Genomic DNA, 26,107 nt, shown 5'->3' with positions numbered 1-26,107 from the left:
GTTCCATGCATCGCACAACGAGAGAACCATTAAGAGACATGGAAAAAAACAATAAATCAAAAAATCGAAGGGAATTTCTGCAAAGCGGAGTACGTTTATCGCTTGCTCTCGCGTTGGGAGGTGTTAGCGGATTGTCGTTAAGTAAAGCAATCAAAGATGATTATGTGTGGCAGATCGACCCTTTTGCCTGCACACAATGCGGACGTTGCGCCACCGAGTGTGTTTTGAATCCATCGGCTGTGAAATGTGTACATGCCTATGATTTATGTGGTTACTGCGATTTATGTGGAGGTTATCTGAAACCCGACTCAAATGCAAGAACAACTGCGGCAGAAAATCAGTTGTGTCCCACTGCCGCTATTGAGCGAAAGTTTATCGAAGAGCCTTATTTTGAATATCATATCAACGAAGACCTTTGTATTGGTTGTGCCAAATGTGTAAAAGGTTGTACATCGTTTGGAAACGGCTCGCTGCACCTTCAGATTATCCACGACATTTGCCTGAATTGTAATGAATGTTCCATTGCAAGGATGTGCCCTTCTGATGCAATAAAAAGAGTGAAGGCAAGTGAAGCCTACAATATTAAAGGAGACTGGACAAAACCAACTATCTGATTAAGGATTTGAGTTAGACATGAAAAAACTAAAATACATACTTTACACTTTTGCCTTTTTATTGCTGACTGTTTCGGTGTATGCTCAGCAACAGAGGTTTCCAAAACCGGAGTTTGACTCCGGTTATACACAGCCCAGTACAATAACACCTGAGCCGCGTGCGCTTCAACTCGAATATTTTGATGTTTTAATACTGGCAATTTTTCTCGCCGTTGCATCTTATTTGATTATAAAAAAGCGTTCGCGCAGAGGAATTTTGTGGCTTTCTGTTTTGGCCCTGCTTTATTTTGGTTTTTACCGGAACGGTTGTATATGTTCCATTGGTGCTATTCAGAATGTTACCTTGTCTTTTTTCGATGCAACGTATGCAGTATCAATAACGGCACTGTTGTTTTTTGTATTGCCTCTTATTGTTACGCTTTTTTACGGAAGAACCTTCTGTGCAGGTGTTTGTCCGCTGGGAGCTATCCAGGATTTAGTGATTATCAAACCTTTAAGTCTACCAAAATGGTTAAATAAAACTTTGGGGTTGATTCCCTATGTTTACTTATCTCTTGCCGTACTTTTTGCAGCAACAGGAACCGATTTTATCATTTGTCGTTACGATCCTTTTATCGGTATATTCCGCATGGACGCGAAGGCTCTGATGATTATACTGGGAGTTGCCATGTTGTTGATGGGAATGTTTATCGGAAGGCCCTACTGTCGTTTTCTCTGTCCCTACGGAGTTCTGCTGAGTTGGATGTCGCGGTTTTCAAAGCGGCATTTAACCATTACACCTTCTGAATGTATTCAGTGTAAACTTTGCTCAAAATCCTGCCCTTTTGATGCAATTGATTATCCTACCAATGAAAAAGAGGTTGTAAAGTCAGGATTAGGCCCCAAAAGGTTTATTACCTATGCGTTAATAATTCCTTTGTGGATTGCGGCAGGTGTTTTTGTTGGTGTAAAATCACACACATTTTTGTCAAAAGCAAATCCCGATGTTTATCTGGCTGAATTGCTGATTTCGCAACCCGAAGTAAAAAATGATCCGGATAATATCGATGTGCAAACCTTTTTGGCTTCAGGAAAATCAATGGAGACACTTGTTGAAGAAGCAGAAGTAATTCAGGATAAGTTCTACACCGGAAGTATGATTGCCGGCGGATTTTTGGGATTGGTAATTGGTATGACTCTATTAAATACGGTTGTTTTTCGAAAAAGACAGGACTACGAACCACACAAAGGAAATTGTTATAGTTGCGGGCGCTGTATGGATTATTGCCCGGTAGAAAAATGAAAAAGCTGCCTCCCCTAACCCCTCCTAAGGAGGGGGATAAAGGATAGAGTTGTTTGGGGAAAGTTGAAATAATGAAACGAAGAGAGCTCTGAAAGAGTTTGATTACAGTAACTCCGAAGGAGTTCAATAAAAATAGCCCGGAATTTTTACTCCGGGAAAATAAACAAAGCGAATAAAAGGCGCATTCACTCCCGCCAAGTCGAAAAGACGGGAACCATTCGCCGCAAAAAGAAACCAGGATTAAAAAGGAACAAACATAAAATGGAACTAAAAGATAAAATCAAACTTTCACAAAACGTAGCAGTATTTTCCGGCATTTTTTGCGTTACTGTAGCGTTGTTGTTGCTTCTAAACTTTTGGCAGATGTCAAAAAGCGACCCGACAGAAAGTAAAGTAATTGAAGCTTTGGTGGAACGATTAAAACAGGAACCCAACAACGAAGAATTAAAGGCAGAAATCCGTAATTTCGACCTGTTAGCCAGAAAAGCTTATTTTAATAGTCAGTGGCAGGTAAAAACAGGCGCATATCTTCTATTGTTCGGAGCCATTGTTTTAGCGCTCGCGCTGCGATACTATTATTCTTTGAAATCAAAAATTGAAGTGCCTGATACACAGCATGAGAATGAAATTGCCAGTAGGATTCTGGCGCAAAAAGGGATAATAATAGTTGGTGCGTTAGTACTTGTTTTGGGGCTGGGAGCTTCGTTTGCTACTGTAAATCATTTAAATTATTACGATGCAGAGAATAGTGTTGCGCAGGCTGTGCCAACACCGGAAGAAGAGGGGATTGAAGTGATTGAAGTTGGTGAAAATGTTGAGGAGGCAGATACCAAAAGTGAACAGGAACAAGCTCTTCAGGAACCGACACCGGAACAATCGCAACCCGTGGAAACTTCGGCAGAAAAAGAGGTGGATTCCGGAGTCAATGAGAATGAAGAAAAAGTGGTGAAGAAAACAGAACCCAAACCTTCAACAGCGGCAACTTCCAACAATTTCTTCGCCGAAATTCGGAAAAATTATAACTCATTTCGAGGTCCGTTAGCGCAGGGAATAAGTTACAGTAAAAATATACCAACAGAATGGGATGGAACTGCCGGAACAAATGTAGTTTGGAAATCACCCATCCCAAAACATGGATTTAACTCTCCCGTGATTTGGGGAGATAAAATATTTATTGCAGGTGCAGATGCTTCCTCCCGGGAAATATATTGCTATAGTCGGGCCGACGGGAAATTACTATGGACAGCAAAGGCCGATAATATTCAGGGGTCACCGTCCTCAATGCCCAGGGTTACACCAGATACTGGTCTTTCAGCCTCCACTTTAACAACTGATGGGAAACGGGTTTATGCCATTTTTGCTACAGGTGATGTTGTTGCTTTTGATATGAACGGGAACCGTGTTTGGGCAAAAAATCTGGGAGTTCCGGAAAATCACTACGGGCATTCTTCATCATTGATTACATGGACAAACAAGCTTTTTGTTCAGTTTGATACCAATCGTGGTGGTAAGGTTATAGCATTAGAAGCCGCAACCGGAAATACAGCCTGGGAAACCGTAAGACAGTCTAAGATTTCGTGGGCCAGCCCTGTTTTGGCAGAAGTTGATGGCAAATACCAGTTGGTTTTAACGGCTGATCCCATTGTTGCGGGTTACGATGTGGAAACAGGAAAGGAACTGTGGTCAGTGGATTGTATGATGGGTGAAGTTGGTCCTTCAGTGGCTTATTCAGATGGAATTGTTGTGGCTGCCAATGAATATGCAAGAATGGTTGCCATTGATATAAAAACGGGAGAAACGCTTTGGGAAGACGATATGTATTTGCCCGAGGCTTCCAGTCCGGTAGCTTATAACGGGCTTTTGTTTATTGCTACAAGTTATGGTGTTATTGTTTGCTATGATTTGAAAACCGGAGAGGAATATTGGGAAGATGATACCGGTTCTGCTATTTATTCGTCGCCGACCATTGCCGATGGGAAAATGTATTTGATGGATAACGACGGAGTAATGCGGATTTATGAGTGTTCAAAGGAAATGAAAAAAATCAGCGAAAATGAACTCGGTGAAACTGCCGGAACAACCCCGGCTTATATGGACGGATATATTTATATCCGCGGAGAAAACAATTTATATTGTATCGGCAAATAAGATGATTTGTTAAAACTGAGACTTAAAAAAAATGAATAAAATAACTACAATAGCAGTATCGGTTTTATTGATTTTGTCGGCAATTGTTATTCACTTTTTGTTGGAAAACTCGACCATTAATTGGGACGAAGAAATTGTTGGGTTTTTTGCAGGAATATGTTTCGGTGTCGGAATAATGTTGCCTTTACGTGTCATTTTTAAGAAGAAAGAATCGTAATGTATTTCTGTTTTTGCAAAAAATAGTATGACAAATAATTTTCAAAATATTGACCAGTTAATTCAGGAGAAAGGTTTCACAAAAAAGAGCTTGATTCCGATTTTACAGGCTATTCAGAAAGAATATAATTATCTGCCTGAGGATGTATTACGGTATGTGGCCGAGAAAACATCTATTACGGCTTCGGATATTATTGGTGTAGCTAGTTTTTATTCGCAGTTTCGGTTGCAACCGGTTGGTGAACACATGGTTAAAGTTTGTGTGGGAACTGCTTGTCATGTAAAAGGAGCAGTTCAGGTTTACGATGCATTCCGTCGCGAATTAAAGTTGCCGGAGGGTGTAAATACAGAGGAATCAGGAAAATATACGCTGGAGAAAGTAAGTTGTTTGGGATGTTGCACATTGGCACCGGTAGTTCAGATTGATAATATAACATATGGACATGTAGCCACAGACCAGGTGGGGCAGATTATTACAGATTTTGAAAGCAACAAAGGAAATAAAAATCCGAAAAAAGCAAGAAAAGCTGATGGCTCGGAAATCAAGGGGGAGATCCGGATTGGACTCGGTTCTTGTTGTGTGGCTAGTGGTAGTGAAGAAATTCGGGAGGAAGTGGAAAGCGTTGTAAATGAAAGTGGGCTGCGGGTACACCTCAAACACGTCGGTTGTGTAGGCATGTGCCACCAGGTTCCTCTTGTTGAGGTCGTTCCAAACGAAGGCGAGCCGACCTTGTATGCCAAGGTAAAGCCGGAGGATGTGAAAAACATTGTCGAATCACACTTTGAAGCACCTGGCTTTTTCACCAAAACCAAAAACAAATTGCTGCACTTGGTAGAAGACATTCAAACCGACCGTAACTGGGATGGCATTGAACGTTACGAAATAAGTATGCGTGAAAAACCGGTCGCTTCTTTTCTTGGAAAACAAATTCCAATTGCTACGGAATATCGTGGAATGATTAATCCGCTGGATATTAACGAATATAAAAAACGCGGAGGTTTTACTGCATTAAAAAAAGTAATTGAATCAATGTCTCCTGATGAAGTAATCAGAGAAGTGAAAGACAGTGGAATTCGCGGACGAGGAGGAGCTGGTTTTCCTACGGGGATTAAGTGGGAATTGGTAAAAAAACAAAAAAACGATACAAAATATCTGATTTGTAACGGAGATGAAGGTGACCCCGGTGCATTTATGGATCGGATGTTGCTTGAGTCTTACCCTTATCGGGTAATTGAAGGGATTTTGATTGCGGCCTTTGCCGCTGAAATCAGTCACGGTTATTTATATATCCGCGCTGAATATCCGTTGGCGGTAAAACGAATTCGTGAGGCATTGAAAATATGCAAAGAGAATAATTTGCTGGGGGGAAATATTCTTGGCACTGATTTCGGTTTTGAGCTAATGATATACGAAGGCGCTGGTGCATTTGTTTGTGGAGAGGAATCCGCTTTAATGGCTTCGATTGAGGGAAAGCGCGGTTTTCCGAGAATTCGGCCACCATTTCCGGCAGAAAGCGGTTTGTGGGGATATCCTACATTGGTAAACAATACAGAGACATTTGCCCAGATTTCATATATTTTAAGAGAAGGTTCCGAAAAATTCAAAAATATTGGTGAAGGGAAAAGTACCGGAACAAAAGTTTTTGCGCTGGCTGGAAAAGTGGCTCGTGGCGGTTTGATAGAGGTTCCTATGGGAATCAGTATTAAACAGGTAATTGAAGAAATAGGTGGAGGTATTGCCAATGGCAGAAAATTTAAAGCGGTTCAAATTGGTGGTCCTTCCGGCGGCTGTATTCCTGCGGAGCATGCCGACACACCAATTAATTACGAATCGTTAAGTGAAATGGGGGCAATGATGGGGTCAGGTGGTTTAGTTGTACTCGACGACACCGATTGTATGGTTGATATTGCCCGTTATTTTTTGTCGTTCACTCAGGAAGAATCTTGTGGGAAATGCACGTTCTGCCGTGTGGGCACAAAACGTATGCTCGATATTCTGGATAATATTACAAAAGGGAAAGGCAAACAAGGGGATATCGAAGACTTGGAGAAATTGGCCGAGTGGACAAAAAAAGGAAGTTTGTGTGGACTCGGAAAGACAGCGCCAAATCCTGTGTTGAGTACATTAAAATATTTCAGAGACGAGTACGAAGCGCACATAAACGGAGTCTGTCCGACAGGGAAGTGTACTGAACTGATTACTTATTCAGTAAACGACAATTGTATTGGCTGTACCAAATGTGTTCAAAAATGTCCGGTTGATGCCATTCCGTTTACACCACATGAGAAACACAGCATTGATACTGAGTTGTGTATTAAATGCGATTCTTGCCGTGCTGCTTGCCCCGTTGATGCAATTGACGTCAAATAAAAAAAAGGTTTGTGTATTAAAATGAATAAATTGAGTAATCTGAAGAATATTAAAAAGATGAAATATTTAATACTTTTTCTGATTTTAATTTTCCCGGTAGCGGGAATGGCAGTTTCTGCAGATAGTTTAAAATATGTTGACGCGGCTACTCTTCCATTGATTGGGAAAGGGTTCGAAGATACTCAAAACCGGTATGACCGTTTGCCGGCACAATTGGAAAACATAACCCGCCCGCCGGTGTGGAATTTGTCGAAAAATTGTAGCGGTTTAGCAATCCGTTTTCGCACCAATTCAACGGTTATTGGAGCAGAGTGGGAAGTAACCAACGACGCTTTTATGAATCATTTTACAATGACCGGAATCAAAGGGTTGGATTTGTATTGTCTTGAAAACGGCGAATGGCAATTTGTAAACACTGCACGTCCTTCGGCAAAAGTCTCAAAGGTGGTAATTATTCAAAATATGCCGGAACAAGAAAAGGAGTACATGTTGTATTTGCCATTGTATGATGGTTTGGAAAGTATAGAGATTGGTGTGGCTGAAAATGCAGAGATTTTGCCGCCGGAAATAAATTCCCCCAAAAAAGGAAAACCTGTCGTTTTTTATGGAACAAGTATTACCCAGGGAGGTTGTGCGTCCCGGGCTGGGATGGCTTATCCGAATATTTTGTCGCGAATGTTGGATCGGGAGATTGTTAACCTTGGTTTTAGTGGCAATGGGAAACTTGATCTTGAAGTGGCTGAAGCAATGGCAGCTATTGATGCTTCCTGTTTTGTTATTGATTGTTTGCCGAATGTAACGACTGAATTAATGAATGAAAAATATGTTCGGTTTTATGAGACAATTCGCAAGAAGAATCAGGAAGTTCCAATAATAATGATTGAAAATATTTTGTATCCGTACATGTATTTTGATCAAAATGTTCATAAACTGATCTTGGAGAAAAATGAAACGTTGAAGCAGATTTTCAAAGAACAGAAGGCAAAGGGCGACAAGAATGTTTTTTACGTAAAAGCTGACGATTTAATTGGGGATAGTCAGGAAGCGACGGTTGACGGTGTTCATTTAACCGATTTAGGTTTTATGAATATTGCCAGGGAACTGTATCCAGTTTTGAAAAAGCGTATTGAATAAGAATGAATCTGAAACGAGCAGAAAGACAATGATTACAGTCAAAATAAATAACACGGAAATTCAGGTAGAAGAAGGAACTTCAGTGATGAAAGCTGCACAGAAAATGGGCATTGATATTCCTAATTTATGCTGGCACGATGAACTGGAGCATTTTACTTCCTGTATGTTGTGTTTGGTAAAAGATAAAAAAAATGGAAAACTTTTCCCTTCATGCTCGGTGAAAGCAACGGAAGGATTGGAAATTATTACCGACGATGCGGAAATTAAGGAGGCGCGCCAAACAGCGCTTGAACTTTTGTTAAGCGAGCACACCGGCGACTGCGAAGCACCATGTCAGATAGCGTGTCCGGCTCACATGAACATTCCTTTAATGAATCGTTTAATTGCTACCGGAAAGTTTGATGAATCTTTGGAAGTAGTTAAGCAAGATATCGCTTTGCCCGCAGTTCTGGGGCGTATCTGCCCTGCTCCGTGTGAAGGCGCTTGCCATCGGAAAACGGTAGATGATCCGGTCTCTATTTGTTTGCTGAAACGATTTGTTGGAGAAGATGGAAATTCACCTCAGATTATTCCTGCTGAGCAGATCGGAAAAAAAGTTGCTGTTCTTGGAGCCGGACCAGCAGGATTAGCTGCCGCTTACTATTTACAATTAAAAGGCATTCAGGTTACTTTATTCGATAAAAATGAAAAAGCGGGCGGTTTGCTTCGTACTGAAATAAATGATGAGATTCTTCCAAAAAATATATTGGATAAAGAAATTGAAACGATTTTAAATACGGGTGTTGATTTTCAGGGAGGAAAAGAAATCAATATAACGGAGTTTGAATCGATGAAAAAGGACTTTGATGCGCTTGTCTTAGCAACCGGAACCGTTTCTGAAAACTCAGAAAAATACGATTTGAAAGCTAGTCCGAAAGGAATTCTTGTTGATAAAGATTCATATCAGGCATCTGATGAAAAAGTATTTGCAATCGGAAATGTGTTGCGCTCGTCGCGTTTGGCAGTACGTTCCGTCGGGCAGGGAAAAGAAGTTGCTTTTTCGGTGATGCAATATTTAAATGGGCAGGAACCGAAAGGCGAACCTCGAATGTTTAATTCGCGTTTCGGAAAGTTGGTAGCCAATGAATTTGCTGAATATCTAAAAGAATCGGTGAATGAGAAACGGACGTTTCCCGAGAAGGGGGGACGTTCAGGTTTTTCAAGTGAAGAGGCGATAGAAGAAGCAAAACGTTGCCTGCACTGCGATTGCCGTGCCATCGATGATTGTAAATTACGAACATATTCAGATAAATATCAGGCGGATCAGAAGCGATTTAAAACCAGTGAACGGCGAAGTATCACAAAAAAAATGAATCATGGTTCGGTTGTTTATGAACCACAAAAATGTATTAAATGTGGTATCTGCGTTCGACTTACAGAAAAATATACTGAGAAGTTTGGCTTCACATACATTGGTCGTGGTTTTGATGTGGAAATTGGAGTGCCTTTCAACGAAGAGTTGGAACAAGGCTTGACTGCAACTGCTGAAAAAGTGGCAAATGCATGTCCAACAGGAGCAATTTCGATGAGGGAAATTTAACTTCTCTGTGCCCTCTGTGGTTAAAAAAATAAAGATGAAAAAATTATTACTTATAACAATTTCAGTTTGCTTGGCATTTCAAACTTTTGCCCAATCAAGCAATTCATGGCCCATTTTTCGTGGTAATCAGCAGTTAACCGGCGTTTCAGAAACAATAATTCCCGATAGTCCCAAATTATTGTGGACTTTTCAAACCGGAGACAATATTAAATCTGCTCCGGTTGTTGAAGATGGAAAAATAGTTGTCGGTTCCACCGATGGTTTTGTATATTGTCTTGATATGAATGGAAAACTCTTTTGGAAATTTGAAACGAATAACACTATTGAAGCTCCGGCTTTGATTCACAATGGAGTGGTGTACGTTGGAAATCTTGATGGTATGCTGTATGCATTTGAATTGGATTCAGGTAAAAAATTGTGGGAATACGAGTGTGATAACCAAATAATTGGTTCCCCAAATTGGTGGAGCGACGGAAAATCAACTTTCATTTTTGCAGGAAGTTATGATTTTTACCTGCACTGTGTGGATGCCAAAACCGGAGATTTGAAATGGAAATATGAATCGGATAATTACATTAACGGTGCGGCCGCGAGTGCCAACGGCAAAGCGATGTTTGGTGGCTGCGATGGTTTTTTACATGTTGTAGATGTTGCTACCGGTAAACTCGATGAAAAAATCGATGTAGCTACCTATGTTGCAGGTTCCGTTGCGGTGGAAAACGATAAAGCTTACATAGGCGATTATGATGGCCGTTTTTTTCAGGTGGATTTGAAAACAAAAAAGACAACCTGGGTTTGGGAAGATGATAAAACACACCTGCAGTTTATTTCTTCTCCCGCGTTGATTGGCGACAAAGTTTTGACTGCCAATTACAACAAATTTTTGTATTGTTTTGATAAAAATTCAGGCGAAAAAATGTGGGAATACAATACCGGTCGGCAGGTAGAAGCATCGCCGGTAGTTGTAAAAGATAAAGTGATTATTGGCAATATGCGTGGTGATCTGGCAATTGTGAACCTTTCAGACGGGAAATTGGTTTGGAGTTATGAAATCGGCAGTCAGATAATAAGTAATCCTGCCGTTGCTTCAGGGAAGATTTTTGTGGGGGCTTACGATGGAAACGTGTACTGTTTTGGGGAATAAAGCCCCTCTTAATCTCCCCCAAGGGGAGAAATTGGAATTTAGTAAAAAAGATAAAATTTAATATAATTATGAATTCTTAAAACTCTCCCCTTTGGGGGAGTTGGAGGGGCTTCTTATTATGAACATCATACAAATTATTCCGGGTTCCGGAGGCAGTTTTTATTGCGGAAACTGTCTTCGCGACAGCAAATATTTTAATGCTTTGCGCGCTGAAGGCCATAACGTGACGAAAATTCCCATGTATTTGCCACTGTTTGCCGATGAACATGACATTTCGGAAGTGCCCATTTTTTATGGAGCTATCAGTTTGTACCTAAAACAGGTGTATCCGATTTTTCGGAAAGCGCCGGCGTGGTTGGACAAATTGTTAAATTCAAAACCGATGATGAAAATGGCGGCTTCCATGGCAGGTTCCACACGAGCCAAGGGATTGGAGGATATGACTGTTTCCATGCTTTTGGGCGAAGAAGGACAGCAAAAAGAAGAACTCGACCACATGGTAACCTGGATTGCCGAACATTGTCAGCCCGATATTATTCATATTTCAAATGCATTACTTCTGGGATTAGCAAAGCGTTTAAAGGAAAAAATTGGTGTTCCCGTGCTTTGTACCTTGCAGGATGAAGATGTGTGGATTGACCCCATGCAACCTAAATTTCAGAAGAAAATCTGGGATTTGATGCACCAGCGGGCGGAGGATGTGGATATGCTGGTTTCGGTGAGCGACTTTTTTGCCGACGTTATGAAAGAGCGGATGAATCTTTCGGATGAGAAAATTACTACGATTCATTTGGGCGTTGATATTGATGATTACGAGTATATTTCAACAAAGGAAAAAGACCGGAATGTCGGTTATATTTCGCGGATGTGCCACAAAGATGGTTTTGATATTGTGGTTGATGCGTTTATTGAGTTAAAAAAGAAACCCGGTTTTGAAGATGTGAAATTGATTGCCACAGGCGGTTCAACCGGCGATGATACAAAATTTAATAAAGAACAAAAACACAAACTAAAGGAAAACAACTTACTGAATTCATTTGAAATTTTACCCGATTTTGAAGGAAAAGAAGTGAATGATTTTTTCAAAAGGGTTTCGTTGGTTTCGGTGCCTGTTCGAATTGGAGAAGCCTTTGGAATGTACATGATTGAATCCATGGCTTCCGGTGTTCCGGTGGTTCAGCCTGCTTTGGGAGCATTTCCCGAAATAGTTGAACTCTCTGGTGGCGGAGTTAATTACATGCCAAATACACCTAAGAAATTAAGTGAAACCTGGGCTGAGTTATTATCGAACCCGGGAAAATTAGAAGAATTGAGCAAAAATGGTTATGAAGGAGTAACTAAAAAGTTCAATATTCACAATCACGCCAAAGAAATTATAACTTTATACGAAAGTCTTCGTCACCCTGAGTGAAGTTGAAGGATGAGTAACAAACAAATTAAAATAAAACACCCTTCGACTACGCTTAGGGTGACAGAGAAAAAATGCTACTACAACTACAAAACATAACAAAAGGATACGGTGAACCGGGGACACACAGTTACCGGGCGGTTCTGAAAGATTTAAATTTTGAACTAGTGCGGGGAACGAAAGTGGCTATCGTAGGGCCAAGTGGTTCCGGGAAGACAACTTTGCTGAATCTGATTGGAGCGCTCGACCAGCCGGAATCCGGCAAAATTCTTTTTGAAGGGAAAGAAATTACCGGGTATTCAAAAACAGAATTAGCAACTTTTCGAAATAAACATCTGGGTTTTGTTTTTCAGTTGCACCATTTAATGCCGCAGCTTAGTTTATGGGAAAATGTGCTGTTGCCGATTTTGCCACAGGGAAATAAAATTTCAAAAGAACAAAAAGACTGGGCCGAGTATCTGACTAAAAAAGTGGGGATTTGGGAACAGCGATACCAGAAACCATCAGAGATGTCGGGAGGAGAGTGTCAGAGAACTGCGGTGGTTCGCGCATTAATCAATAAACCCAAATTGATCCTGGCCGACGAACCAACCGGCGCGCTCGATGAAGAAAATGCAACTGCCTTAACCGATTTGCTAAAGCAGTTGAGCGACGATGAAGGTGTGACGCTCGTAAGCGTAACACACTCATCGGTTTTGGCAGAGCAGATGGATAAAAAATATTTACTTAAGAATGGAAAAGCCTCCCCTGCCCCCTCCATTGGAGGGGAATAAGAGAGTAGTGGTAATAAATTCGTATTCAACGTGAAATCAAAAAAATCGTATTTAAATAAAAATCGTTCTTTATTTTTCTCCCCTTTTGGGGGAGCCAGAGGGAGCTTTGTATTAAAAACATTCTTTCATTATTTTAAAGCTAATTTGCTGGTAGCACTTGGTGTGGTAGTCAGTACTATGGTTTTAACCGGTTCGCTCATTATTGGCGATTCAGTGCGGTACAGTCTGGAGCAATCTACATTTTACCGCTTGGGAGAAACAACACATTTGGTTTCGGTTGTGGAACGTTATTTCAGACAGGAAATGGCAGAAGAAATAGAAGCTGACAATCCGCAAATTGAGGCTGCCCCGGTTTTGCTTCTTGAGGGTGTTGCTGTGGCCGACGGTGGCCAGCGCCGTGCAAATAAAGTACAGATTGTTGGCGTTGATAAGGATTTCGAAAAGATTTCAAAAACAACTGTTTTTTCTGAAATTGAAAACAGTGAAATAATTGTGAGTCAGAATTTGGCTGAGCGGCTTGAAATAAATGAGGGTGACAATTTATTGGTACGGGTAAAAAAGGCCAGTCTAATTCCACTGAACGCACCGTTTATCTCAGCAGAAGAAACCAGCGTTTCATTGCGGGCAACGGTTAAACAAATTGTTCAACGTGATGAGTTGGGGCGGTTTAGTTTAAAAAATTCGCAAACAGCTCCCTACAATATTTTTCTTCCCATTTCACAGTTAAATCAGTTAATGGAATTTGAAGGAAAAGCAAATCAGATTCTTATTTCAACCAATCTGGAAACTGCAGAAGTGTTTCAAGCTGTAAAAAATTGTTTGACTCCCTCTGATGCAGGCTTAAAAATAAAAAATATTGAAGCCACCGACGAAATAGAAGTTTCTACCGAGCGTGTATTTATGGAAGAAAAAGTGGCGAAAACACTTCAAAAATTGCCAAGCGCCCAGCCGATGTTAACCTATTTTGTTAATGAAGTTTCGAAGTTGGAAGCAGGAAGTCAGGAAAACAAAGCCGGGATCCCATATTCTTTTGTTTCAACTTTGGTTTCCCGAGCAAACAAAGATGAGATTATTCTAAACCAATGGGCGGCAAATGATTTGGGTGTTCAGGTTGGCGATTCCATACGGCTAAAATACTGGGAAATTGGCCCACTCCGTAAGCTGATTGAGAAAAAGTCTGATTTTGTTTTAACAAAAATTGTTCCCATGGTTCCCGGTTGGGCAGACAGCACACGAATTCCCAATCTTCCCGGACTTTCAGATGCAGGTCATTGCCGCGAATGGGAAGCCGGTGTTCCGATAGATTTGGATGCCATTCGCGATAAAGATGAAGATTATTGGAATGATTATAAAGGAGCACCCAAAGCATATATTTCGTTGGAGAAAGCTTTGGAAATTTGGTCAAACCGCTTTGGTGATTATACGGCAGTACGTTACTCTGTAAATTCTTTTGACCTTGAAGAATATAAAAAAGTTTTTGCTGAAAATATTACACCAGGCGATTTGGGAATATCAGTCGAGCCTATCCGTGAAATGGGTGTAAGTGCAGCAAAGAACGGAACTGATTTTAGCGGGCTTTTTATCGGACTGAGTTTCTTTTTGTTGGTTGCAGGAGTTGTGCTCACTTCATTGTTGTTCCGGTTAAATCTGGAAACCCGTTCCTCGCAGATTGGACTGCTCGATGCATTGGGATTTAAGCAGAAGCAGGTACGAGGGTTTTATTTGTGGGAAGGTCTTATTGTTGCACTGTTTGGTGGAATTTTAGGAATAATTGTGTCGGTATTTTATACCCAGCTGGTTTTTAAAGTTCTGAATACACTTTGGTTTGATATTGTCAGGACGGATGTTTTACTTATAAAAATTTATCCGCTTACCGCATTTTTAGGTTTGGTTATAAGTATACTCGTGTCACTTGCAGCAATTTATATTTCAGTTTCCCGTTTCCAGAAGCAAAAAACTTCTGAACTTCAAAAACAAACACTGGCAGCAAAGAATAAAACAAAGGAAAGAATATGGAGCGTAGTAATGGGATTCACTCTGTTTGTCTCAGTCGCGATTTTTGGCTTTCAGATTTTCTTCTCCAATCAAATGGATTCGTCCTTGTTTTTTGTTGTTGGCGGGTTACTGTTAATTGGATTACTGCTTGTTTTCCGGCGTTTTATTAGTAAAATGGAAAACAGTAAAAAAGAAACACTCTGGTTGGGACGTTTGGCTCAACTCAACCTTTCGCGTAACAAAGGGCGGTCTTTAACAGTGGTTATTTTGTTTGCATTGGGAACTTTTACGGTTATTTCAACCGGTTCCTACAAAATGGATTTATTTGCCAATGCACAAAATAAGTCGAGTGGCACAGGTGGATTTCTTTATTTTGCAGAAACTACAATGCCTGTTTTATTTGATTTGAATAATCAGGAAAAGCGGGCGGAAGAAGGTATCTTTGAGGAATTTAATGCCGTTCAGTTTCGGAAGGTGGAAGGTGACGATGCCAGTTGCTTGAACCTCAATCGAATATCTCAACCGGCAATTTTAGGCGTTGATTCAGAGACCTTGCAGGGACGTTTTTCTTTTGCTGCAAAAATAAAAGACTTAGGCGATGAAGAACCCTGGCAGGTGCTGAACCAAACCTTTGATGATGGAACGATTCCCGCCATTGCCGATCAAACGGTAATTCAATGGGGACTTGGCAAAAAAGTGGGCGATGTACTTTTATATCAAAACGAACTGGGAGACACACTGCGGTTAAAATTGATTGCAGGAACAACACCTTCTATTTTTCAGGGGTACGTGCTTATTGGCAATCAGAATTTTTTAAAAAATTATCCAACAAACAGTGGCTCTCATATTTTTTTGATTGATGGAGATCCGGAAAATGCGCAGCAAATAGGAGACGAGCTTCAGTCAGTTTTTCGCGATTATGGATGGGAAATGGAATCGACAGCCAAACGTTTGGTTGAATTCTACTCGGTAACAAATACTTACCTTTCTATTTTTCTGGCGTTAGGAGCTTTGGGATTAATTCTTGGAACCATTGGATTGGCAGTAATTCTGGCCAGGACACTTTTGGAACGACGCCGCGAAATTTCGGTGATGCAGGCCATTGGTTTTAACAATAAACCTATTTTTAAAATTATAACTACTGAATATTTAATTTTATTGGTAATCGGTGTAATCATCGGCTTTATAACCGCAGTGGTAGCTACGCTTCCTGCATTTTTATCCACTAATTCCGATGCGTCTTTCAGCACGGTGTCTATAATCACCGCATTGATTTTAGTCAATGGTTTTTTCTGGATTTTTGGCCTGACCTGGATTTCGCTTCAGAAGAAAACTTTGGTGACCGGGTTGAGGGTGGAGTAATTTTTAATCAGAACCATGAATTACACTATCCGCCCAATCATCCGGAATTTCCTGAACAGCCTGAGTGAGCTTGTCACCCCAAAGGTGTGATATTTCAGAAAGCTCTCTTTCTTCAAAACGTTTTATAATCAGGTTTTTACTTCCTTTTGGATAAACAATTACGTCGATTGGAAAACCTACATCGTTGGCAGAAACCCGAGTTGAGTCAAAAGACAAAAAGCCTGTTTTTAATGCAAAACGGATACTCGATTCATAATAACTTATGGTTCGTCGTAAAACCGGAGTTCCGTACCCTGAATTTCCGATGATAGTAAAAGGATAACCTTTGCCAATTTTTATCCAGTTTCCCTGCGGATATAGAAGATATAGTTTCTGTTCCTCGTCGCCATCCAATTGCCCTCCAATAATGGTATTTATGCTAAATTCGATACCACTGTCTTCCAGCATTTTTTTGTCTTCTTTTGCAACGCGTTTTATCTGTTCTCCCAGCGCATTAACCACCTGGTGCATTCGGGTCATGTCTTTTAATTTTTCTTCCATTATTTCAGAAAAATAAGTCAGTGTTTTGTCACGCACCGAACGCAAACCCGAAGTCATCAGGAAAATATTATAGTCGCCTTTTTTATATAATTTGTATTTTTTTGCAGTAACGGTTTGGTTACCTGAAGTTATTCGGGTGTCGCTTAAAGCTACCAGCCCTTCTTTTAAACGGATTCCTAAACAGTATGTCATTGATTTGCTTCTTTATTTTGTTCTTCAACCAAAACGTGGTAATTGGTTTGGTTTGTGCCGCGTCCTTTTATTACTCCTTTTAAGGTTGTACAATCGTTGATGTCAATACCATGCGCAATCTTTACATAATGATGATCTTCCAGCAGGTTATTGGTGGGATCAAAACCAATCCAACCAGCATTTGGAACATAAGCTTCAACCCAGGCATGAACTGCACTTGCGCCCACCGCATTTTCGCCCGGGTTTAAATAACCGCTTACATATCGGGCCGGAATTTTATTTTTCCGCAAAATAGCCAGCATTAAATGTGCATAATCCTGGCAAACACCACGTCTTTCGTTAATGGTTGCCTGAAGTAATCGGTGAGGATCGTCTACCAGGTTGTCGTATTTTATTTCCGAGTGTACAAACTGATTGACCTGTTGAACAAACTGAAAGACTCCTTCTGTTTTTTCTTTTTTTGGAAAATCAAATCTAACCGGGATTTGAGTATGTTCACCAATATTTAGAAAAAGATAATTATCTATTTGGAACCCGGGAGTGTTTATTATTTTGTATTCTTCTTCAACCGGCAAAAAAGAAAACTCAAAAGGATTAGTCTCTTCTTTTTCAACCGATGCTTTTAAAGTAAAAGAGAAGTTTTTTTCCAGATTTTTAATTCTGAAACGTAAAAGTTCAAATCCAAAACAATTTTCGCTGGTATAATATTGTGAAACCGGTTGGTGCTCGAAATGAATACTTTTTATTTTTTGACCGGGAATACTTGCCGGAAATACCAGAAATTCGAGTATGGCCTCGTGAATGAATTCAGAATATTCATTGGTTGTGTGATAAGTTATTTGATAGACAGGCATTTCTATTTAAAATATTCATCAGCAATCAGGTCGCTAATTAAATAAATTTTTGATAATAAATCTTCCAGAAATTCAGTTAAGTTATCATCAATTTCATCAACATCCATATATTGAAACGGGGTAATAATTTTGGCAACTCTAAAATGAAGACTCTTTTTATTTAATGAATGTTCCGGAGAAATTTTGCTAATACAATCAAGCGCCATATCCAATCGGTTCACTACCGACCGCGGAAAAGATTTGTTAAACAAAAGAAATTCTATTGTATTTTGCCGGTTGGGAATACTGGTGTAATATTTATTGCACATGTCTTTTGCCTCAACACAATCGAGTAAAATATCCCATTCGCGTTCGTGTATGGCATCTCCAATTTTTAGTTTACTGATTTCATTGATATCATTTAGTTTACTAATCATGATTCGTACGACCTGTGAAGCACTTTCCAGAAAAAGGCCAAGCTGAATAAAATACCAGCCCACATTATACAATAAAGTATATTGAATCCTTCCGCGTACATTTGAGCAGCTGCCGATAACATTGTAGGTAAAGTCAGACAGTCCTTTTGTTTTATAAATATCTACGGGATAATTGGCAATAAAATGGTAGAAATTATTGATGGCTTCCCATAATTCTGTGGAAATTGCGTCGCGTACACTGCGCGCATTTTCACGTGCCATAAATACCGCAGATACAATCGATACTGGATTATTGTCGTCTAAAGCTGCAGCAACAAGTACTTCTTCCTCGTTGATGTTTTCACCCATTTCCGGTACGGGGAAACCAATCATATCAGCAATTGATAACAGTGCCAGTTCATGTTGTTTTGGGTGTGAACTGTCAAGTGAAGAAAAATATTCAACATTGATATATCTTGCCAGGTGTTCGGTGCGTTCGAGGTACCTGCCCATCCAAAAAAGATTTTCTGCTGCTCTTGATAACATTGTATTCTTTTGATTTTAGAAGAAATAACTAACTACTTTTTTTAATCCACTATCCAGGTATCTTTTGAACCACCTCCCTGCGAAGAATTTACAATCAAACTTCCTTCTTTTAACGCTACACGCGATAAACCTCCCTTTAAAACAAACTCATATTTATTCCCGATTAAGCTAAAAGTCCGTAGATCAACATGCCGGGGTTCAAATGCTTTTTTTCCTTCGATATAAGTTGAATGTAACGATAGGTTCATAATGGGCTGAGCAATGTATCCACGCGGATTTTTCTTTATTATTTCCTTTTGTTTTTCAATATTTTCTTTTGTCTCTTTTGCTCCGATAAATATCCCGTACCCTCCCGATTGATCGACCGGCTTAACTACTAACTTATCAAGGTTTTCCAGAACATATTTAGCTTCTTTTTCGATGTTGCAACGATACGTGGGAACATTGTTTAAAATAGGATCTTCTCCCAAGTAGTATTTTATAACATCCGGAATAAATGTATACACTGCTTTGTCGTCAGCAACTCCTGTTCCGGGGGCATTCACCAGAGTAACGTTTCCTTTCCGGTAGGCCCCCATTAATCCGGGCACTCCCAAAACTGATTCAGGCATAAAAGCCAGTGGATCGATGAACGCGTCGTCAATACGGCGGTAAATTACGTCGACCTTAACGGGACCATCAATCGTATTCATGTAAACAAAATCATGATCAACAAATAAATCACGCCCTTCAACCAGCTCAACTCCCATTTTTTGTGCCAGCGCGGAATGTTCATAATACGCAGAATTATACATTCCCGGAGTGAGAATAACACAAACCGGTTCATCAACACCGGTAGGGCGTACCGAGTGTAAAAGTTTTAACAGTGCCGAAGGATATTCCACAATTGTTGAAACATCGAATTGCTTAAAAATGTGCGAAAGCGTGCGTTTCATTGCCTCGCGGTTTGCAAGTACATAACTTACACCAGACGGGCAGCGAATATTATCTTCTAGAATATAGTAGTTTCCATCTGAGTGTCTGATAAGATCGGTGCCTGAAATATGACAATAGCTTCCGCCCGGTGGAGTAAAGCCGTTCATTTCTTTTAGCATGTGTGCCGACGAAAAAACCAAGTCAGCCGGAATGATTTTATCTTTCAGGATTTTTTTGTCGTGGTATAAATCGTGCAAAAACAGGTTTATAGCATGCCCTCGCTGTAGTAATCCTTTTTCAATGGTATTCCATTCAGACTTGTGGATAATTCGAGGGAAAAGATCAAATGGAAATATCCTTTCCACTCCTTTGGGATTTTCGTTATATGTTGCAAAGGTAATTCCCTGGTTCAGAAAAGAATTTTTTGCCGATTCGTTGATGATTTCGTATTCGGTGTCGTTAATCGTGTCAAATGTAGAAATCAACTGTTGATAGTATTCGAGCACCTTTCCGTTTGCAGAAAATACTTCATCAAACATATTTTGAATTTTCGGATAGTTGTTAAATAATCCGTTTTTTTTTGTCTCTTCCCCTGTTTTCATTCCTTTGGAAATTTGTTTAACCCTTTGTGAATAATTAAAAATAAGAAAATTAATTACATAATGATAGTTATTGTCTTCTATGTTGTCATTTTGATAATAAAATTTTAATATTTATTTCAAAAAGTATATAAGTGGGTTTGTGGTTTTGCAAAATGTTTAACTCGGTTGGAGATTGAGTTATGCTTATTTTAAAATTCTGGTTTTAAGAAAATATTAATTCATTGTGTAGTCTTACTTAAAGGAAAACAATCTATTTAAAGTATTGTTGAAATGGTGACAAAAGCAAAAAACAATGCCCGTAAATATTCCAGAAACAAGTCAGCCCCGAGTTCTGATTATTGGTGCCGGATTTGCCGGATTGCGGCTGGCACGAAAATTATATAAACACGATTTTCAAATCGTATTAATCGACAGGAACAACTATCATCAGTTTCAGCCGCTGTTTTACCAGGTGGCTACATCTGGTTTGGAGCCGAGTTCAATTTCTTTTCCTTTACGAAAGGTTTTTCAAAAAGTAAAAAATGTATTTATCCGGGTTGCCGAAGTAAAAAAAATTAACCCGCAGGAGAAGATTATTGAAACCAGCCTGGGGACAGCTTGGTATGATTACCTGGTGATTGCCTCCGGTGCTACAACCAACTTTTTTGGCGTAGATAGTTTTGAAAAGAACGGTATTCCCATGAAGTCAACTTCGGAGGCTTTGTTTTTACGAAATAAGCTGCTTGAAAATTTTGAAACAGCGGTAACACTTCGTGATCGGGACGAAATTGATCGTTTGCTGAGCGTCGTAGTTGTGGGAGGTGGACCAACCGGTGTTGAAGTATGCGGGGCACTTGCAGAAATGAAAAAATTTGTCCTTCCCAAAGATTACCCCGATTTGGATTTTAATTTAATGACAATTACTCTTGTAGAAGCCAACGAACAGCTTTTGCACGGAATGAGCCGGGAGGCTGGTGTAAAAGCGCTCGAATACCTTACAAGTCTGGGAGTAAAAGTAAAGTTAAATCACAAAGTAAAGAGTTACGATGGAAAGGAAATTGAGCTTGAAGATCAGGAGAATTTCCAAACACGAACCTTAATTTGGGCGGCCGGAGTGAAAGGCCAAATGCCCGACGGAATCTCTGCTGACAATATAGTTGCAGGTAATCGCTTAAAAGTCGATGAATTCAATCGCTTAGAAGACTTTCCCGAAATTTTTGCAATTGGCGATATCGCATACACGGAAACAAAAGATTATCCCAAAGGGCATCCGCAGGTCGCACAGGTTGCGCTCCAGCAGGCAGCTCTGTTGGCAAAAAATCTGATAAATATTAAAAACGGGAACAACCTGGTTCCGTTTCAATATCGCGACAAAGGTTCAATGGCAACTGTAGGGCGAAACCGCGCAGTAGTTGATTTGCCCGGATTCAAATTTTCAGGTTTTCCCGCCTGGCTGGTGTGGATGTTTGTCCACCTGATGTCGATTGTAGGTGTAAAAAACCGACTTGTTATTTTTATTAACTGGCTCTGGAATTATATGACCTACGATCAATCATTACGATTGATTATTCGTCCGAAATCAAAAAATACCTAGACACGATAAACTCTTTTATTTCTTTTTTTGAAAGGTGTTAACGCCGAAATCTGATTTCGACATCTTCTCCTTTTTGCGAAAGATTAAAGATTCCCTTGTTTACAAGCGAATAATTATTTTCTGAAGAAACCTCAGTCATTCGGCTGTACAAATCCTTTTTATCATTAGGATTACAATCGACATGGAAAAAGCAAAATAAATTTTTATCGTTGCTGTCGTCAAACTGGATTAAAAAGGCCATATGTTCAGGGAAGACTAAATCATCATAGGCATAAGTAATATCAAGTCCTGTAGCTTCTTTTACAATCTCGCGTACGGCTTCAAGATTTCTAAATTTCATATTGTTAATTTTAAAGGATTAAAAACCACATTTTTAGCTGCTGAAAACGTTCGGCCTGTTCATATGTCTGGCATTTTACCAGTTCCATATTAATGGCATCTTCAAACTCGCCTTCGTTGAAATCGAGCTTTTTTAGAAGTTCTTCTTTCGAATTGTATTTATAGCATGATTTACGGAGTTCATTATCAACTCCTATCTGTTTTACAAATTTTATTGCTTTTCCAAGTGCCATACTTTTTTATTTTAATTGCATGTAGAACCACAGCTTGAGCATGAGTTGCTATTACACGATGATGAAGAGATAAGTCTTGATTCCTCTGTTGTAAAAGATTTCAGTTCACTTGCCTGAAACAACCTGATGTTTTTTTCAACATCAAAACTCCGGGCTTTAAATACGTTTATGCCATTTCTGTTAAACATCGACAAAACCATGGGGGTGATGTTCATGCTTATGATGGAAAAAATATTTTTTTCCAACAACCCTGAGTTCAGCCCGCCTGGTGTTTCGCTAATCTCTTTTGCCGAAATCCATTCCGTCGTTTTTAAATCAGTGTCGTGAATACAAACATGTCCGAGGTTGTGAAATCCCTCTGCAACCTCGTTCCTTCTCGTTGTATCATCTTTTACAGGTAGCAATACTTTCATATTTTAATTTTTTGAATGCAAAAAAGCAGACAAACCCGGTGCCATAAAATATCGTTTGTTGATTTTTAGTAGTTTAGTTTAATTTAAAGAATGGAAGTCTTTCATTTTTGTAAGAATTTTTAAGCGGAACCTACATAAATGTAGTTTTTATATTTCTTTTTCAACAGATATTTGGTGGTTTGCTTTTCCTGGCTTTTGGTAGTATTTTTAGAGAATAATCTCAGAAAGTATTTTGATGGTAATTCAAAAAAACAGAGACGATAGTTTTAGGGAGGAAAAGGATTTTGAAACGCAACTTTCCGAAATAAAAATGGAGATGGAGGAAATCCTGGCTGCGTTGGAGGAAGAAAAGAACCAGCGGCAGTTTTATCAGTTTGTGGCCGATTTTACTTTTGGCTGGGAGTTGTGGCTCGATCCGTCGGGAAAAATAAAGTATTGTTCTCCTTCTTGCCAGGACTTAACAGGTTTTACTGCAAACCAGGTGATTGCTTCTGAAAATATTAGTGTTTTATTGATTTATGAGCCAGACAGGGAAAAATTTAACCATTTTATTTCCGATTCGCTCGATCAACTAATAATGAATCAATCGCTGGAGTTTCGCATTTTGACCCGCCATAAACAACTTTGCTGGTGTTCGGTGAATGTGCGTGGAGTATATAATAAACAAGGAAGATATTTGGGAATTCGAGCGTCTGTACATGATATCACTCGTTTGAAAAGGGCGTTGGGACATATTCAGGAACTTTCTGAAGGAAAAGAATTTGAAAACCGTGCAAAATGGCGGATGAAATCGAAATTGGACAACAAGGAGCGTGAAGTGATATCCTCTTTGTTGCAGCTTTCGCAAAAAAACGAACTTTTGGCATTGGTTCAGAAACAGCTAAAAAAAATTGTTTCGGGGACTTCTCAGCAGGCTCATCAAAAAGCATCCGCTCTGTTGAAAACATTGGAAAGTGTTTCTATATCACCAGTCGATTGGGAAATGGTTGTTCAACAACTCGAGAATTTGCACCCCGGTTTCATCGACAGGCTAAAACTTAAACACCCGAATTTAAGCTCAAAAGAAGAAAAGTTGTGTTCTTATCTTCGTCTCGGTCTTTCAAGTAAGGAAATTGCCGGTTTGCAAAATATCAATTCCAAAAGTGTTGAAGTCTCCAGAGGCAGGCTTCGTAAAAAATTGAAACTTCAACGGGAGGAACGCTTAAAGGAATATGTAGACCACATTTGAATTTCTGTTTATTGTAGTGTTTATTTGTATTTGTATATTTTATTTGTAGTGTTATTATGTTCTTTAATGTGTTGTTTTATATTTATTTATATTAATATTGTATATTTTTATTAGATTATGTATGAGTTGATGTATTGTTTTTTTATTATGTTTTTAGATTGATTTAAAATATATTTGAAGCATTCTAAAAAGATAAACATGTCCAAATTCACAGAAAAAAAATCTTACCGTTCGTTATATGATGAAGAAATAGGTCAGTTGGTGCATCAGGGGTGTTCTTCCACTGACTGGAGTCTTGTAAGAGTTTCAAATGATTTTATTCCCGATAATGTTGAGAACTGCAAGCTAACAGGTCATATCCGGTTAAACAGTTTTAGTCAAACAGTTGAGTTAATAGGTGGTATAACTTTTAAGGCCGGAATTTACAATGCCTGGTTGCACAATTGCGAAGTAGGAAAGAATGCACTTATTCACAATGTGCGGAGTTATATTGCTAATTACAATATTGGTGAGGGTGTAATTATCCATAATGTAACCACAGTTGCAGTTGACGGTGAAACTACCTTTGGAAACGGAATTCGTGTTGAGACAATTAACGAGGGAGGTGGTCGTGAAATTCCAATTTATGATCATCTGTCAACACATGTCGCCTATATGATGGCTTTGTACCGTCATCGTCCTAAATTGGTGGAAGCCCTTGTTCAAATGGTGGATGAATATTCCGGCTACGTAAAAAATGATGTTGGAGTGATTGGTGCACATTCGAGAATTATAAACTGCAATACCATTTTAAATGTGAAAATGGGACCGGCAACCGTTGTCGATGGCGGTAAAAAATTGAAGAATGGCAGCATTAACAGTAATTTTGAAGCACCGGTGGAGATAGGGGAAGGTGTGATAATGGAGGATTTTATTGTTTGTTCCGGCTCCCGGGTTACCGATGCAACGCTGGTTTCAAAATGTTTTATCGGTCAGGGGTGTATCCTTGATAAACACTATTCAGCGGTAAACTCATTGTTTTTTGCCAACTGTCAGGGGTTTCACGGAGAGGCATGTTCCATATTTGCCGGGCCGTATACGGTAACGCATCATAAATCCACTTTACTCATTGCCGGGATGTACTCTTTTTTAAATGCAGGGAGTGGTTCCAATCAAAGTAATCATTTGTATAAACTGGGGCCTATCCACCAGGGAATTATGGAGCGAGGCGCCAAAACAACCAGCGACTCTTATGTTTTGTGGCCTTCGCGAATTGGAGCATTTTCGCTTGTGATGGGGCGGCATTATAAACACAGTGATACTACTGATTTCCCATTTTCATATCTTATTGAGAGTAAAGATGAGAGTATTCTAGTGCCTGCTATAAACCTAAAAAGTATAGGTACTATTCGCGATTCGCAAAAGTGGCCTAAACGCGATAACCGGAAAGATTCAAACCTGCTCGATTTAATCAATTTTAATTTGCTTAGTCCTTACACCATTCAGAAAATGATGAATGGACGGAAAAAATTGAAAGCCATCCGGAAGACATCGGGTGAATTTGCCAGCGAGTACAGCTACGAAAAAATGAAAATCGAAAAGAAGGCTTTGGACCGTGGAATTGATTTGTATGAAATGGCCATCTGGAAGTTTTTGGGTAACTCACTGATTACACGCCTTCAGGGTAAGGAGTATAAAAATGATGATGAGATTCGTAAAACAATGAAAAAAGACACAGCGCTGGGAGTTGGTTTGTGGGTCGACTTGTCAGGTCTTATTTGTCCCTATGAAGCTTTGAATAATCTTTTAAAGTCTATTGAAGATAAAGTCATAACCTCATTGGAAGAAGTTAATTCAGCTCTGACAGCACTGCATAAAAATTATTACAATTATGAATGGACCTGGGCGCATGATGTTTTGGGAAGGTATTACTGCCGGAAACCGGAGGATTTTACAGCCGAGGATGTTATTGATATTGTTGAAAAATGGAAAGGAAGCGTTTTGGGAATTGACAGGCTGCTCTATGAAGACGCACAAAAAGAGTTTTCGCTTACTAAAATGACTGGTTTTGGAGTTGACGGGCAAAATGGCGACAGGGAAATGGACTTTACACAAGTTAGAGGAGAATTTGAAGAGAATGTTACGGTAAAGGCTATAAAAGTGCATATGGAGACGAAAGAAAGATTGGGAGACGAGCTTATAAACCGGATGAAAAAAACAATAAGCAAACGAGTTCACGTGAATCAGGATTAATCACCAGATAATAAAATAA

21 protein-coding genes are annotated in these 26,107 nt (G+C 39.6%); 14 read left to right on the top strand and 7 right to left on the bottom strand.

Annotation, left to right across the window (positions count from 1 at the left end; all coding sequences use genetic code 11):
- Positions 1 to 5: 5 nt before the first annotated feature.
- The 11 genes from K5G00_RS00185 (at position 6) to K5G00_RS00135 (ending at position 16,026) form a co-directional block, all read left to right on the top strand.
- Positions 6 to 614, top strand: coding sequence for a hypothetical protein (locus K5G00_RS00185; RefSeq protein ID WP_238763161.1), 609 nt, complete (start codon positions 6 to 8; stop codon positions 612 to 614).
- Between the two features lie 19 nt (positions 615 to 633).
- Entirely contained in the window at positions 634 to 1,896 is a 1,263-nt protein-coding gene (locus K5G00_RS00180) for a 4Fe-4S binding protein (protein WP_238763159.1), read from the top strand.
- Positions 1,897 to 2,259: 363 nt separating this feature from the next.
- Positions 2,260 to 4,044 (top strand): outer membrane protein assembly factor BamB family protein, encoded by a 1,785-nt coding sequence (locus K5G00_RS00175; protein WP_238763157.1) that lies wholly within the window; start codon positions 2,260 to 2,262, stop codon positions 4,042 to 4,044.
- A gap of 31 nt (positions 4,045 to 4,075) precedes the next feature.
- A complete protein-coding gene (locus tag K5G00_RS00170; protein ID WP_158863779.1) occupies positions 4,076 to 4,261 on the top strand; it encodes a hypothetical protein in 186 nt (61 codons plus the stop codon).
- 27 nt (positions 4,262 to 4,288) lie between these two features.
- Positions 4,289 to 6,631, top strand: coding sequence for an NAD(P)H-dependent oxidoreductase subunit E (locus tag K5G00_RS00165; RefSeq protein WP_238763155.1), 2,343 nt, complete (start codon positions 4,289 to 4,291; stop codon positions 6,629 to 6,631).
- Positions 6,632 to 6,688: 57 nt separating this feature from the next.
- Positions 6,689 to 7,765, top strand: a complete 1,077-nt coding sequence (locus K5G00_RS00160; RefSeq protein ID WP_238763153.1) for an SGNH/GDSL hydrolase family protein — start codon at positions 6,689 to 6,691, stop codon at positions 7,763 to 7,765.
- A 28-nt stretch (positions 7,766 to 7,793) separates the two neighbouring features.
- Entirely contained in the window at positions 7,794 to 9,344 is a 1,551-nt protein-coding gene (locus tag K5G00_RS00155) for an FAD-dependent oxidoreductase (RefSeq protein WP_238763151.1), read from the top strand.
- Positions 9,345 to 9,378: 34 nt separating this feature from the next.
- Positions 9,379 to 10,488, top strand: coding sequence for an outer membrane protein assembly factor BamB family protein (locus tag K5G00_RS00150; protein WP_238763149.1), 1,110 nt, complete (start codon positions 9,379 to 9,381; stop codon positions 10,486 to 10,488).
- Between the two features lie 91 nt (positions 10,489 to 10,579).
- Positions 10,580 to 11,899, top strand: a complete 1,320-nt coding sequence (locus tag K5G00_RS00145) for a glycosyltransferase family 4 protein (RefSeq protein WP_238763147.1) — start codon at positions 10,580 to 10,582, stop codon at positions 11,897 to 11,899.
- Positions 11,900 to 11,970: 71 nt separating this feature from the next.
- Positions 11,971 to 12,669, top strand: a complete 699-nt coding sequence (locus tag K5G00_RS00140; protein WP_238763145.1) for an ABC transporter ATP-binding protein — start codon at positions 11,971 to 11,973, stop codon at positions 12,667 to 12,669.
- Positions 12,670 to 12,699: 30 nt separating this feature from the next.
- On the top strand, positions 12,700 to 16,026 hold the full coding sequence (locus K5G00_RS00135; protein ID WP_238763143.1) for an FtsX-like permease family protein: 3,327 nt from the start codon (positions 12,700 to 12,702) through the stop codon (positions 16,024 to 16,026).
- Between the two features lie 3 nt (positions 16,027 to 16,029).
- On the opposite strand, the gene K5G00_RS00130 is transcribed toward K5G00_RS00135, so the two are convergent.
- Genes K5G00_RS00130 through K5G00_RS00115 form a run of 4 tightly spaced genes read right to left on the bottom strand, consistent with a single transcriptional unit; the run spans position 16,030 to position 20,070 of the window.
- Positions 16,030 to 16,758, bottom strand: a complete 729-nt coding sequence (locus tag K5G00_RS00130) for a peptidase (RefSeq protein WP_238763141.1) — start codon at positions 16,756 to 16,758, stop codon at positions 16,030 to 16,032.
- A complete protein-coding gene (locus K5G00_RS00125; RefSeq protein WP_238763139.1) occupies positions 16,755 to 17,612 on the bottom strand; it encodes a transglutaminase-like domain-containing protein in 858 nt (285 codons plus the stop codon). Before K5G00_RS00125 ends, K5G00_RS00130 begins: the two co-directional genes overlap by 4 nt.
- Before the next feature lie 2 nt (positions 17,613 to 17,614).
- Positions 17,615 to 18,553: an alpha-E domain-containing protein gene (locus tag K5G00_RS00120; RefSeq protein WP_238763137.1), complete on the bottom strand. Its 939-nt coding sequence runs from the start codon at positions 18,551 to 18,553 to the stop codon at positions 17,615 to 17,617.
- Positions 18,554 to 18,594: 41 nt separating this feature from the next.
- Positions 18,595 to 20,070, bottom strand: a complete 1,476-nt coding sequence (locus K5G00_RS00115; protein WP_238763135.1) for a circularly permuted type 2 ATP-grasp protein — start codon at positions 20,068 to 20,070, stop codon at positions 18,595 to 18,597.
- A gap of 292 nt (positions 20,071 to 20,362) precedes the next feature.
- Here K5G00_RS00115 and K5G00_RS00110 point away from each other — a divergent pair, with 292 nt between their 5' ends.
- The gene (locus tag K5G00_RS00110) at positions 20,363 to 21,643 is read left to right on the top strand and encodes an NAD(P)/FAD-dependent oxidoreductase (RefSeq protein ID WP_238763133.1); all 1,281 of its coding nucleotides are present in this window, start codon (positions 20,363 to 20,365) and stop codon (positions 21,641 to 21,643) included.
- A gap of 37 nt (positions 21,644 to 21,680) precedes the next feature.
- On the opposite strand, the gene K5G00_RS00105 is transcribed toward K5G00_RS00110, so the two are convergent.
- Genes K5G00_RS00105 through K5G00_RS00095 form a run of 3 tightly spaced genes read right to left on the bottom strand, consistent with a single transcriptional unit; the run spans position 21,681 to position 22,628 of the window.
- A complete protein-coding gene (locus K5G00_RS00105) occupies positions 21,681 to 21,983 on the bottom strand; it encodes a hypothetical protein (protein ID WP_238763131.1) in 303 nt (100 codons plus the stop codon).
- Between the two features lie 10 nt (positions 21,984 to 21,993).
- Positions 21,994 to 22,215, bottom strand: a complete 222-nt coding sequence (locus tag K5G00_RS00100) for a hypothetical protein (protein ID WP_158863750.1) — start codon at positions 22,213 to 22,215, stop codon at positions 21,994 to 21,996.
- 11 nt (positions 22,216 to 22,226) lie between these two features.
- Positions 22,227 to 22,628, bottom strand: coding sequence for a NifB/NifX family molybdenum-iron cluster-binding protein (locus tag K5G00_RS00095; RefSeq protein ID WP_158863748.1), 402 nt, complete (start codon positions 22,626 to 22,628; stop codon positions 22,227 to 22,229).
- Between the two features lie 235 nt (positions 22,629 to 22,863).
- Between K5G00_RS00095 and K5G00_RS00090 the strand changes: the two genes are divergently transcribed.
- On the top strand, positions 22,864 to 23,856 hold the full coding sequence (locus tag K5G00_RS00090; protein ID WP_238763129.1) for a PAS domain S-box protein: 993 nt from the start codon (positions 22,864 to 22,866) through the stop codon (positions 23,854 to 23,856).
- A 198-nt stretch (positions 23,857 to 24,054) separates the two neighbouring features.
- On the top strand, positions 24,055 to 26,088 hold the full coding sequence (locus tag K5G00_RS00085) for a DUF4954 family protein (RefSeq protein ID WP_238763127.1): 2,034 nt from the start codon (positions 24,055 to 24,057) through the stop codon (positions 26,086 to 26,088).
- The last annotated feature ends 19 nt before the right edge of the window (positions 26,089 to 26,107 follow it).

The sequence above is a fragment of the Maribellus maritimus genome (genome assembly GCF_022267315.1).
Taxonomy (GTDB): Bacteria; Bacteroidota; Bacteroidia; order Bacteroidales; family Prolixibacteraceae; genus Draconibacterium; species Draconibacterium maritimum.
This window is presented reverse-complemented; position numbering and strand designations above follow the sequence as displayed.